The 13,055-nt window shown below is 69.0% G+C and carries 6 protein-coding genes; 5 read left to right on the forward strand and 1 reads right to left on the reverse strand.

Translation table 11 applies throughout. The annotated features are described in order from the left end of the window. Window positions 1-56: 56 nt before the first annotated feature. Window positions 57-545: a (2Fe-2S)-binding protein gene (locus H9Q09_RS17770; protein ID WP_024349230.1), complete on the reverse strand. Its 489-nt coding sequence runs from the start codon at window positions 543-545 to the stop codon at window positions 57-59. Between the two features lie 524 nt (window positions 546-1,069). On the opposite strand from H9Q09_RS17770, the gene H9Q09_RS17775 reads away from it, so the two are divergent. The 5 genes from H9Q09_RS17775 to pgi all read left to right on the forward strand — a co-directional run bounded on the left by H9Q09_RS17775 (window position 1,070) and on the right by pgi (window position 13,049). Continuing rightward, window positions 1,070-3,007: an autotransporter assembly complex family protein gene (locus H9Q09_RS17775; RefSeq protein WP_187392134.1), complete on the forward strand. Its 1,938-nt coding sequence runs from the start codon at window positions 1,070-1,072 to the stop codon at window positions 3,005-3,007. After that, window positions 3,007-9,282, forward strand: a complete 6,276-nt coding sequence (locus H9Q09_RS22705; RefSeq protein WP_187392135.1) for a translocation/assembly module TamB domain-containing protein — start codon at window positions 3,007-3,009, stop codon at window positions 9,280-9,282. The genes H9Q09_RS17775 and H9Q09_RS22705 overlap by 1 nt, the downstream gene beginning before the upstream one ends. 170 nt (window positions 9,283-9,452) lie before the next feature. After that, the gene (locus H9Q09_RS17785) at window positions 9,453-9,677 is read left to right on the forward strand and encodes a hypothetical protein (RefSeq protein ID WP_024349233.1); all 225 of its coding nucleotides are present in this window, start codon (window positions 9,453-9,455) and stop codon (window positions 9,675-9,677) included. 136 nt (window positions 9,678-9,813) lie between these two features. Continuing rightward, complete coding sequence (locus tag H9Q09_RS17790; RefSeq protein ID WP_187392136.1) at window positions 9,814-11,175, forward strand: NAD-dependent succinate-semialdehyde dehydrogenase; 1,362 nt, start codon at window positions 9,814-9,816, stop codon at window positions 11,173-11,175. 275 nt (window positions 11,176-11,450) lie between these two features. After that, window positions 11,451-13,049, forward strand: a complete 1,599-nt coding sequence (gene pgi / locus H9Q09_RS17795; protein WP_246716225.1) for a glucose-6-phosphate isomerase — start codon at window positions 11,451-11,453, stop codon at window positions 13,047-13,049. Window positions 13,050-13,055: the final 6 nt, after the last annotated feature.

Consider the following 13,055-nt stretch of genomic DNA (forward strand, 5'->3'; position numbering starts at 1 on the left):
GTCGGGATCGCTGCGGCCGCCCTGATCCGTGGCGACCCGAAGGCCGCCCTGCCTCCCTATTCGGCCGCGACCTGCTGCGGCTGCGATGCGCCGGCGGCGGCCAGAATCGCCTTGACGATGTTGTGGTAGCCGGTGCAGCGGCAGATATTGCCCTCGAGGCCGTCGCGCACCGCCTTCTCGTCGAGCGCGCTGCCGTGCTGGCGGATCAGATCCACCGCCGTCATGATCATGCCCGGGGTGCAGAAGCCGCACTGCAGGCCGTGATGCTCGCGGAAGGCCGTCTGCACCGGATGCAGCTCGGCGCCGTCGGCCAGTCCCTCGATCGTCGTCACCGAGGCGCCCGAGGCCTGGACGGCCAGCATGGTGCAGGACTTCACGGCCTTGCCGTCCACATGGACCACGCAGGCCCCGCACTGCGAGGTGTCGCAGCCGACATGGGTGCCGGTCAGGCCGAGATTTTCGCGCAGGAAGGTGACGAGCAGCGTGCGGTCTTCGACCGCGCCCTTCATCTCCCGACCGTTCACCGTGATCGTCACGTCACTCATCGATATCCTCCCCGGGGGTCTGATCGCATCGTCCCGCATCGCTGCCGGACGGGCGAATATCTGCGCGGCGTCGACTACCCACGCCGCGGCTCCGGCGCGAGCTTGCCCTTTGCCGGGGATCGCTTCAAGCGCTTTTCAGAATCGTTCCATGGTACGGCGTCGCCGGCGCGGGTCTGGTTGCAGCCGAAACCACCGGCGCGGAGAGGCCGGCGCCTGCCCTTCAAATCGTCCGCCGCCCGACCTCGCGGCCAAGCGTCGCAGTGACGTTCCGACAGGTGTGACCCCGGCGGCACGGGACGGGCGAAAATCAGCTACACGTTAACGTCACCGGACGAAATATCCCCGCCAGTAGGTTGTTATTTCATCAAATCCCAGCATGCTGACCGCCAGCCCGAGGAGGGGTCGCGGCAGCCTTTCGCGCGCCGTCACCGGACATCGTGAAGCCGGCTTCGGGTGCCGCTCCAACGGTCAATGCGGTCAACGGGAAACTGGCGTCTTTGCGGTATCGGTTCCACACCAGCCACATGCTTGCACGCGCTGCCCTCGGGGCGGTGCTCGTCATGGCGGCTCCGCAGCGCGCCGCGGCCTTCGAGATCTTCGGATTCAAGTTCTTCGAGGACGAGACCGACGACGCCACCGATATCATCAACCCGATCTCCTACACGGCATCCCTGTCGCTGGCGCCGGGCGTGACCGCCGACGGCGACATCGAAACCGCCCTGAACGATGCCTCGGTCCTGGTCTCCGACGCCAGCGACCCGGTCTCCGGATCGCTGGGCCTGATCGCCAAGGCGAAGACCGACCGCAAGCGGCTTGTCGCGACGCTCTACGAGAACGCCCGATACGACGGCCTCGTCGACATCTTCATCGAGGGCCGCAACCTCGCCGACCTGCCGCCGGACACGAAATTCGATACCTCGCGCCCCGTGCCGGTGACGATCCGCGTGACGCCCGGCCCGGTCTACGAACTCGGCCGCGTGGCGATCACCACCGGCGGCCTGCCCGTCGATCCGGCCGAATACGGCCTGGTGCGCGGCGGCTCGGCGAACTCCGTCGATGTCCTGGAAGGCGAGGCGAACCTCCTGCGCGACCTGCGCAACCAGGGCCGCCCCTTCGTCGCCGTGACCGGCCGCGAGACCGTGGCGGATGCCGCCACGGACGAGCTGGACTATTCCCTCGACGTGTCGCCCGGCGACATCGTCCCCTTCGGCGAGACCTGGGTGGACGGCACCACCGATGTCGATCCCGGCTTTGTCGCCTACATGGCCGGCGTGAAGGCCGGCGAGGTCTTCTCGCCCGACGAGCTGGCCGCGGCCCGTAAGCGCCTCGTCGAGCTCGGCGTGTTTTCCAGCGTGACGGTGAAACCCGGCGCGGCCCAGGCCGCCGACGGTACCCTGCCGGTGCAGGTCGAGGTGGCCGAGCGCAAATTCGGCTTCTACGGCCTCGGCGCCACCTACTCCAACACCGAGGGCGCCGGCGCCTCCGGCTATGTCGGCTATCGCAACCTGTTCGGCCGGGCGGAATCGATCCGCCTCGACGCCTCGATCTCGCGCATCGGCGCCACCGCGATCAGCGACGAGGCCCGCGAGATCAGCGGCCCGGACTATGCCACCTCGCTGGTGTTCAAGAAGCCCGGCGTGCTCGGTCCCGATTCGGTCTATATCGGCTCCATCGAGGCCGGCCGGCAGCAGCCGCTGGCCTATGACCGCGAATTCGTCGCCGTCACCAGCGGCGTCGAATACAAGATCGACGAGCAGCAGAAGCTGAGCGCCACGGTGCGCGGCGAATACGAGACCATCGGCGACTTCCTCGGCGAGCGGGACTATCTGCTCGCCTCGGTGCCGGTGACCTACACCTTCGACAGCCGCGACAACGAGCTGAACCCCACCGAGGGCATCTTCGCCAAGGCCTTCGCCGAGCCGACCTACAATGTCGATGACGGCGCCGCCTTCGTGAAGACGCGCGTCGATGCGTCGAGCTACCTGTCGCTGACCGAGAACGACAGGCTCGTTCTCGCAGGCCGCGTCGGCTACGGCACCATCTTCGGCGCCGATCTCGGCGAAGTGCCCAACGACCGACGCTTCTTCGCCGGCGGCGGCGGCTCGGTCCGCGGCTACGAATTCCAGTCGATCGGCCCCTATTATCCGTCCAGCGTGCCGGCCGGCAGCGGCTTCAATCCCGACTTCACCGACACGCCCACCGGCGGCCTGTCGCTGTTCGAAGCCTCGCTCGAAGCCCGCGTCGCGGTGACCGACAAGATCCAGATCGTGCCCTTTGTCGACGGCGGCACCGTGTCGGACGACCTCGTGCCCGACTTCAACGAGTTCAAGCTCGGCGCCGGCGTCGGCCTGCGCTACCTGACCAGCTTCGGGCCGATCCGCGTCGACGTCGCGGTGCCGCTCGATCCGGGCCCGCGCGACGCCAGCTTCCAGTTCTACGCCGGAATCGGACAGGCCTTCTGATGATACGTGCCGGACGTCTCCTGCAGATCGCGGCGACCCTCGTCCTGGGTGGCTTCGTGGCGCTCGCCCCGAGCCGCCCGGCGCAGGCCCAGCAATTCCTCGCGACCCAGATCGAGAACCTCGTCTCGACCGACACCATGCAGGTGAAGATCGAGGGCCTGTCGGGCGCGCTGAGCGGCGACATCCGCATCGAGAACGTCACCGTCTCCGATCCGCAGGGCGTGTTCCTGACCGCCAGCGACCTCGCCATGGACTGGTCGCCGCTGTCTCTCGTCCGCTCCAACGTCTCGATCGACGCGCTGACCGCCGGCAGCATCGTCCTGGAACGCCTGCCGACCGGCCAGCCGGAAGCCGCGCCCGACGAGGGATCCGGCGGCTTTTCGCTGCCTTCGATCACCGCCGACATCCGCCGCCTGGCGATCGACGAATTCGTGCTCGGCGAGGCGATCGCCGGAACCCGCGCCCGGCTGCGCGCCGATGCCAGCCTGCAGCTTGCCGCCGATCCAACCGATCTGAACGTGAAGGCGGACATCGAGCGGCTCGACCAGCCCGGCCAGATCGCGCTGGAGATCGGCTATGCGCCGGCCGAGAACCAGCTGAAGATCGACGTCAAGGCCAGCGAGCCGGCAGGCGGCCTCGTCGCGACGCTGCTCGATATTCCCGACCGCCCGGCCGTCGACCTGACCATCAACGGCTCCGGGCCGCTTTCGGCCTTCATGGCCAACGGCTCGCTGGAAGTCGGCGCAGAGACCGCCGCCACCCTCACCGCCCGCGTCGACGACGTCGATGCCGGCCTGCGCATCTCGGCCTCGCTCAATGTCGCCGCCGAACGCTTCGTGCCCGAACAGTTCCAGCGCTACGTCGCCGGCGGCACGGCGCTCGACCTGCAGATGGTGATCCGCGACGACGGCACCTACGCCATCGAGCAGGCGGTCCTCTCCTCCGATGCACTCTCGGCGACGGCCGGCGGCACGCTGGACCTGTCGGGCACCGCCAACGACCTGAATCTGTCGGTCGCCTCGCGCGACGGCGATCCGATCCCCTTCGTATTCGGCGAGGCGCCGGGCGAGACCACGATCGAGCTTGCCGGCATCGACGGCACGCTGAAGGGTGCGCTTTCCGCCACAGCGCTCGACCTGACGCTGCGCCTGCCGCGCGCCGGTTCCGGCGAATATCAGGCCCAGGGAATCAGCGCGAAGATCGCCAGCGCCGGCTTCGACCTGATAGGCTTCAAGGGCGCCTTCGACGCCGATCTGGAAGCCCAGTCCGTCGCCGCGCCCGACGGCATCCAGCAGCGCTTCCTCAACGGCCCGGTGAAGATCGCGCTTGCCGGCAACCTGACCGACACAGGACTGACCTTCCGGCCGAGCGAGGCGGTGACCGACGTCGCCAATCTGCAGCTCGAGGGCGAGGCCGCGCTGAACTTCTCGACCTTCGCCCTCGACGTGCAGTCGCGCTTCCAGACCAGCGCCCTGTCGGCCGCCGTCGTGCCGCTGGCCGGCGAGGAACTCGCCGTGGGCGGCCGCTTCGCCCGCACCCCGGACGGCGCGCTGAGCGCCGAGGCGCTGACCGTGCGCGGCGACGGCCTGACGATCGAGGGCACCGCCGCCCTCACCGACGATACGGTCTCCGCCGACATTTCCGGTTCCCTCAACGAGGCCGGCTCCGTCAGCGGTGCCCTCGCCGGTGCCGCGACATTCAGCCTGACCGCCTCCGGCCCGGTCGAAAAGCCCGACCTCGATCTGCAGATCTCCGGCAACGGCCTGTCGATCAACGGCCGCGAACTCGCCGATCTCAAGGTCGAGGCCCGCGGCACGCTCAACCCTGCCTCGCCCTCGGGCAGCGTCGCCATCACCGGCACGCTCGACGGCCAGCCCTTGTCGGGCAATGCCACCGTCGAGACGCTGGACAATGGCGACCGCCGGATCACCGACCTCGCCATCCGCCAAGGTCCCAACAGCATCACCGGCGATCTGCGCCTGACCGACGCCTTCGCCCCGGTCGGCACCCTCGCCATCGACGTCAGCGACATCGGCCCGCTGGCCGCGCTCGGCAGCCTCGACGCCTCCGGCGACGTGGTCGGGCAGGTCGACCTCACCGTCGAGAACGACGGCATGCCCGTCGCCGCCATCGACCTGACCGGCGAGCGCCTTTCCGTTGCCGGCAACACGCTCGATGGCGCTCGCATCGACCTGTCGGTGAAGGACTATCTCGGCATTCCGCGCCCGACCGGCACCGTCACCGCCCGCACCATTGCAGCACCCGGCATCGCCGTCAGCGACCTCGACGTGGCGCTGCGCGAGGACGAACAGGGCACCGATCTCGTCGCCGAGGCGAAGGTCAACGCCGTGCCCTTCGCGCTGGCCGGCAATATGCTGTTCGAGCCCGACACGACCCTGGTCCGCCTGACCCGCTTGACCGCCGACATCGAGAACGCCGCGATCCGTCTCGCAGAAGAGGCCATCGTGCGGATCGAGGACGGCGTGACGACCCTCTCCGGCATCCGCGTCGATGTCGGGGACGGCGACCTTTCCCTCGACGGCAGCGCCGGCGAAAGCCTCGACCTCGCGCTGCGCCTGACCGACGTGCCGGCCGCCGCCGCCAATCCCTTCGTGCCGGGCCTTGCCGCAACCGGCACCATCGGCGGCACCGCCACCGTCTCCGGCGCGGCAAACGATCCCGCAGCGACCTTCGCCATTGTCGGCACCGACCTCGCCGTCGCCAGTTCGCGGGCCGCCAGCGTGCCGGCGATCCAGGCGAACCTCACCGGCAGCTATGCCGGCGGAACGCTGACGCTGAAGACCGCAAGGCTCGATCTTGGCGACGGCTCGCTCGACGCGTCCGGCACGATCGGCGACCAGCTCGACATCGAGGTCGCGATGGATTCCGTCCCGGTGGCGCTGGCCAACGGCTTCGTCGACGGGCTCGACGCCGAAGGCACGCTGACCGGCACGGCGACCGCCACCGGTCCGCGCAGCGATCCCCATGCGACCTTCGCCCTGTCCGGCACCGGCATCACAGCCGAGGAGATCGCCGCGGCCGGCATCGATCCGCTGACCCTTGAGGTCGCCGGCGCCTATGCCGACGGCACCGCGACCCTCGACCGCGCCGAACTGATCGTCGGCGACGGCTCGCTGAGCGCCTCCGGCACAATCGGCGAAGAGCTCGACATCGAACTGGCCATGCGCCGCCTGCCGGTCGGCCTGATCAACGGCCTCGTCCCCGGCCTCGACGCCAGCGGCACCCTGTCCGGCACCGCCTCCGCGTCGGGTTCCACCATCGACCCTGAAGCCGTCTTCGACGTCTCGGGCACCGGCATCACCACCCGGCAGATCGCCCGCTCCGGCGTCGCGCCGCTGGCCCTGCGCCTGACCGGCACCTACGCCGACGCCACCGCCGCGCTGGAAACCGCCGTCATCAATGTCGGCGACGGCTCGCTGGTCGCCACCGGCCGCGTCGGCCAGAACCTCGACCTCGACGTCACCATGACCAATCTGCCGGTCGGTCTCGCCAACGGCTTCGTCGATGGCCTCGCCGCCCGCGGCACGGTCTCCGGCAAGGGCACCGCCACCGGCACGCTCGACAATCCGACCGCCAGCTTCGACCTGACCGGCTCGGGCATCACCGCCGACGCCATCGCCGAGAGCGGCATCGACCCGCTGACGGTGGACGCCGCCGGCCGCTATGCCGACGGCACGCTGACCCTCTCCGAAGCCGAGATCGCCGTCGGTGACGGCTCGCTGACCGCCGAGGGCACAATCGGCGAGACCCTCGACCTGCGCGTCGCCGTCAATGCCATCCCGGTCGGCCTCGCCAATGGCATTGCCCCCGATCTCGGCGCCGAGGGCACGATCTCCGGCACGGCGACCGCCACCGGTTCGCTCGCCGATCCGCAGGCCCGCTTCGACCTTTCCGGCACCGGCATCACGACACGCCAGATCGCCCAGTCGGGCGTCGCCCCCTTCGCCCTCGACGCCGCCGGCGCCTATGCGAACGGTACCGCCACCATCGAGCGTGCCGACCTGACCGTCGGCGACGGTTCGCTCAGGGCCACCGGCACCGTCGGCGAACAGCTCGACCTAAGCCTTGGCATCGACGCCCTGCCCGTCGGCCTCGCCAACGGTTTCGTCGACGGCCTCGACGCCGAGGGCACGATCACCGGTTCGGCCACCGCCACCGGCTCTCTGTCCGATCCGCAGGCCCGCTTCGATCTCGCCGGCAGCGGCATCACCACGCGGCAGATCGCCCAGTCCGGCGTCGCGCCCCTCGTCCTCGACGCCGCCGGCTCCTATGCCGATGGGACGGCCACCATCGAGCGCGCCGACGTCACCGTGGGTGACGGCTCGCTCCGGGCCACCGGCACAGTCGGTGAGCAGCTGGACATCGATGTAGCCATCGACGCCTTGCCCGTCGGGCTCGCCAACGGCTTCGTCGACAGCCTTGGCGCCCGCGGCACCATCTCCGGCTCGGCATCGGCCACGGGCTCGCTCACCGATCCCGACGCCAGCTTCGACATCACCGCCTCCGACGTGTCCGTCGCCCAGAGCCGGGCCGCCGGCGCGCCGGCGCTGCAGGCGGTCGCGGAGGGCCGCTATGCCGGCGGCACGCTGAACCTCGGCAATGCCCGCATCGACGTTGGCGGCGGCGCCATCACCGTCACCGGTTCGGCCGGCGCCGACGCCCTCAACATCACCGCCGAGATCAGCGCCCTGCCCGCCTCGATCGCCAGCGCCGCGGCGGCCGGCATCGCCCCGCAGGGCACCATCAACGGCACGGTCCGCGCCACCGGCGCCCCGTCCAATCCGTCGGTCACCTACGACATCAATGCCAGCGGCGTGTCGATCCAGCAGACCCGCGCCGCCGGCGTCGGCGCCCTGGCCGTCACCACCAGCGGCCGTTTCGCCGACCAGGTGGTCACCACCGACACCAGCCTGACCGGCGACGGCCTCGACTTCAGCGCCAACGGTTCGGTCAACCTTGCCGGTGGCCCGCAGCTCGACCTCTCGCTGAACGGCTCGGCGCCGCTGTCGCTCGCCAACCGGATCCTCGCCGAAGGCGGACGTTCGGTGCAGGGCACCGTGCTCGTCGATGCCCGCGTGACCGGTCCCGTGTCCCAGCCCGCGATCGTCGGCACGGTCTCGACCACCGGCGCCCGCTTCATCGACACCGGCGCCAACCTCGCCCTCAACGACATCTCGACGACCATCTCGCTCGACGGACGCACCGCGACGATCCGCGCCTTCGACGCGAACCTGTCCGCCGGCGGCACGCTAGACGTCTCCGGGACGGTCGGTCTCGACGGCGGCTTCCCGGCCGACATCACGATCCGCCTCGACGACGGCCGCTACAACAAGGGCGAACTCGTCACCGCCAGGCTCGACGCCGAACTGACCATCACCGGGCCGCTGACCGGCACGCCGCGTCTGGCCGGCACGATCAATGCCGAGGAGATCAACGTCCTCGTGCCGGAAAACCTGCCGAGTTCGCTCGCCCGTATCGACGTGACCCATCGCAACGCCGCCCCCGCCGTCTACGAGCAGCAGCGCGAGATCTCGCCCGAGCGCGCCGATGGCGGCAACAGCGGCGGCGGCATCGATCTCGACCTGACCTTCAACGCGCCCAACCGGGTGTTCGTGCGCGGCCGCGGCCTCGACGTCGAACTCGGCGGCCGGATCACCATCACCGGCTCGGCCGCCTTCCCGAATGTCGTCGGCGGCTTCGACCTGCAGCGTGGCCGCTTCTCCATCCTCGGCAAGCGCCTTGATTTCGATCGCGGTCGGCTGAGCTTCACCGGTGGCCTGACGCCCTATCTCGACCTCGTGGCCCGTTCCACCGCCGGCGACGCCACCGTATTCATCACCGTCACCGGTCCGGCCGACGATCCGAGCTTCAACTTCTCCTCCGAGCCGACCCTGCCCCAGGACGAGGTGCTGGCGCGGCTGATCTTCGGCCAGGGCACCTCCGACCTGTCGCCGCTGCAGATCGCCCAGCTCGCTGAAGCCGCGGCCTCGCTCGCCGGCGTCGGCGGCAGCAGCGGCCTTCTGGAGAATCTGCGCTCGCAGCTCGGCGTCGACGATCTCGACATCCGCACCGCCGCCGACGGCACCACCGCGGTCGGTGTCGGCAAGTATCTGAACGAGAACACCTATGTCGGCGTCGACACGAGCGGCCGGGTGACCATCGACCTCGATCTCGGCTCGGGCCTCAGCGCCCGCGGCGCGGTGACCTCCTCCGGCGGCGGCGAGGTCGGCGTCTTCTACGAAGGCGAGTTCTAGCCTTCCGACCCGGAGCGCGGTGACGCAGTGTCGCCACCGCCAGGGCTTTGCCACGACATTCTCGGATGAACCTTTCTCGCCGTCGGCCCGTTGGGGACCCAGAAGGCACGAGCGCGCCGGCATGTCCGGCCCGCCGCGCCCGCCCCGAAACGACAGGCAGGAGACCGACAATGATGTCGTCGAAATTCGATCACCCGACCCATGGCTCGTACGACAAGCCCGAGGACGTCCTGAAGGACGACCGGCTGTCCGACGGCGAGAAGGAAACCATCCTGTCGGAATGGCGCTCGTCGCTGCAGCAGATCCTGAAGAACGACCCGAACGTGCCCGAGGTGAAGGCCACCAGCGAGTCCCTCGATGCCGCGATCGAGAAGCTGTCGGCCGCACGCACCTGATCCGTCGCCGTCGGCTTCGTCCGACGGTCCGATCCGCGCCTCTGTCCGCGCGCCGGCTTCGTGCTAACTAGCGGAGCGGCCCGGCCGGACGGCGCGGACCGGTGCATGAAACGACGCGTGACCATCAGGAGAGACCATGCCCACGAGCATCAATCCGGCGACGGGCGAGACCATCGAGGAATTCGCCGCGCACACCGACGCCGATATCGAGCGCACCCTCGCCAATGCCGAACTGGCCTTCCGCGACTGGCGCAAGACCTCCTTCGCCCGGCGCGCCGAGGTCCTGATGCGGGCCGCCGACCAGATGGACAATCGCAAGAGCGAGCTCGCCCGCATCGCCACCATGGAGATGGGCAAGCGGCTGAAGGAGGCCGAGGCCGAGGTCGGCAAATGCGCCAACGCCCTGCGCTTCTACGCCGAGAACGCCGAGAAATTCGTCGCCGACGACGTGCGGGACGGTCCCGCCGGCCGCAATTTCGTGACCTACCTGCCGATCGGCCCGGTTCTGGCGGTCATGCCTTGGAACTTCCCCTACTGGCAGTGCATGCGCTTCGCCGCCCCGGCGATCATGGCCGGCAATGTCGGCATCCTGAAGCACGCCTCCAATGTCAGTCAGTGCGCGCTGGAGATCGAGCGCATCTTCCTCGACGCCGACGCGCCGCAGGGCGTCTTCCAGACCCTTCTGATCTCCTCCTCCAAGGTCGAGGGGATCCTCAAGGACAGCCGCGTGCGCGCCGCCACCCTGACCGGCAGCGAGGGCGCCGGCTCGGCGGTCGCATCCACCGCCGGCTCCGAGATCAAGAAGACCGTGCTCGAACTCGGCGGCTCCGACCCCTTCATCGTCATGCCCTCCGCCGACATCGCCAAGGCGGTCGAGGTGGGCGTCACCGCCCGCATGCAGAACAACGGCCAGAGCTGCATCGCCGCCAAGCGTTTCATCGTCCATGAGGACGTCTACGAGGATTATCTCGGCCGCTACACCGAGGCCGTCGAAGCCATCAAGCTCGGTGACCCGATGGCCGACGACACCGGCATGGGCCCGCTGGCCATGAAGGCCGGCGTCGACGACCTGAAGGACCAGATCGACAGATCGGTCAGTGCCGGGGCCAAGCTCGTGACCGGCGGCAAGGCGCCGGAGGGCCCGGGCTATTTCTTCCAGCCGTCGATCCTCGCCGACGTGCCGGAAAGCGCGCCAGCCTATCGCGAAGAGCTGTTCGGCCCCTGCGCGATCATGTTCAAGGTCAAATCGATCGACGAGGCCATCGACCTCGCCAATGATTCGGAATTCGGTCTCGGCGGTTCGGCCTGGACGACGGAGCCCGCGGAGCAGGAACGCTTCATTCGCGAGCTCGACCAGGGCGGCACCCACATCAACCGCATGACCGCCTCCGACCAGCGTCTGCCCTTCGGCGGCGTGAAGCGCTCCGGCTACGGCCGCGAATTGGCGCATGAGGGCATGCTGGAATTCATGAATGTGAAGACCGTCACGATCGACTGAGACGACAGCTAAGGGGCCGGCAGGTTTTGCAACTGCCGGCCCTCTTTCATGAAATAGAGCGGCGCGAATTGCAGCATCGCAAAAATGTGCACTATAATAGGGCACATCAGGCCATGAGCGGCGCCGACCCGGCGTTTGCCTCCTATCCACAACCGGCATAAAAGGCCGCAGGCAGGCGCTTTCTTGCGACGACCGCATCACACATCATGGCAGGGCAATTCATGAGCCAGACGTCCGATTCCGGCGCTTCTCCTGCGGCTGCGGAACTGACCGGCATGGCCCGGCAGGCCGCCGACCGCGGCATCCGTTCGCTGTTTTCCGACGATCCGAGCCGCTATTCGGAATTTTCCGCCGCGCTGGGCGATCTCGTCCTCGATTATTCCAAGACGGCCATCGACGACGATGCCCGTGACGCCCTGATCGCACTGGCCCGCAGCCGCGGTGTCGAGGCCCGGCGCGACGCCATGTTCGCCGGCGAGCCGATCAATTTCACCGAAGACCGCTCGGTGCTGCACATGGCGCTGCGCGCTGAGCCGATGGACGGCTTCCGCGCCGCCGGCAACCCGGTCAGCGGCGCCGTGGCGGACGTTCTGAAGGCGATGAGCGCCTTCGCCGAGGGCGTGCGCAACGGCACCATCACCGGCGCCCGCGACACGCAGATCACCGACGTGGTCAATATCGGCATCGGCGGCTCCGACCTCGGCCCGGCCATGGCGACACTCGCCCTGGCGCCCTATCACGACGGAGCGCGCACGCATTTCGTCTCCAATGTCGACGGCGCGCATATCGCCGACACGTTGAAGACGCTGGACCCGGCGTCGACGCTCTTCATCATCGCGTCGAAGACCTTCACCACCATCGAGACCATGACCAACGCCGCCGCCGCCCGCCGCTGGATCAGCGACGCGCTGGGCGAGGACGCGGTGGGCGAGCACTTCGTCGCCGTCTCCACCGCGCTCGACAAGGTCGCCGATTTCGGCATCGCCTCGGAGCGCATCTTCGGCTTCTGGGACTGGGTCGGCGGTCGCTATTCGATCTGGTCGGCGATCGGCCTGCCGCTGATGATCGCCATCGGCGCGTCTGGCTTCCGCGACTTCCTCGCCGGCGCCCGCGAGATGGACACGCATTTCCGCACCGCGCCGCTGGACCAGAACCTGCCGGTCCTGCTCGGGCTCGTCGGCTATTGGCACCGGGCGCTCTGCGACTATCCGACCCGCGCCGTCATCCCCTACGACCAGCGGCTGTCGCGCTTCCCCGCCTATCTCCAGCAGCTCGACATGGAATCGAACGGCAAGCGCGTCGGCCTCGACGGCGAAACCGTTCCCGTGAGCGGTCCCGTGGTCTGGGGCGAGCCCGGCACCAATGGCCAGCACGCCTTCTTCCAGCTCATCCACCAGGGCACCGACATCATCCCGGTCGAGTTCCTGGTCGGCGCCAATGCCCACGAGCCGGCCGAGATGCGGGTCCATCAGGATCTGCTGCTGGCCAATTGCCTGGCCCAGAGCGAGGCGCTGATGCGCGGCCGCACGCTGGACGAGGCGCGCCAGCAGCTTCTCGGCGCCGGCATGAGGCCCGAACAGGCCGAGCGGATCGCGCCGCATCGCGTCTTCCCGGGCGACCGGCCGTCGATCACCCTTCTCTACCGCCAGCTCGACCCGGCCACGCTCGGCCGCCTGATCGCGCTCTACGAGCACCGGGTCTTCGTCGAGGCCCAGCTCTACGGCATCAACGCCTTCGATCAGTGGGGCGTCGAACTCGGCAAGGAACTGGCCAACCGGCTGGTTCCCGTCATCACCGGCGAGACCTCGGCAGAGGGGCGCGACAGCTCCACCGCCGGCCTCGTTGCAGCAATCCACAAACTGAGGGGGTCATGATGGCCG

Source organism: Aurantimonas sp. DM33-3, assembly GCF_014334315.1.
Taxonomy (GTDB): domain Bacteria; phylum Pseudomonadota; class Alphaproteobacteria; order Rhizobiales; family Rhizobiaceae; genus Aurantimonas; species Aurantimonas coralicida.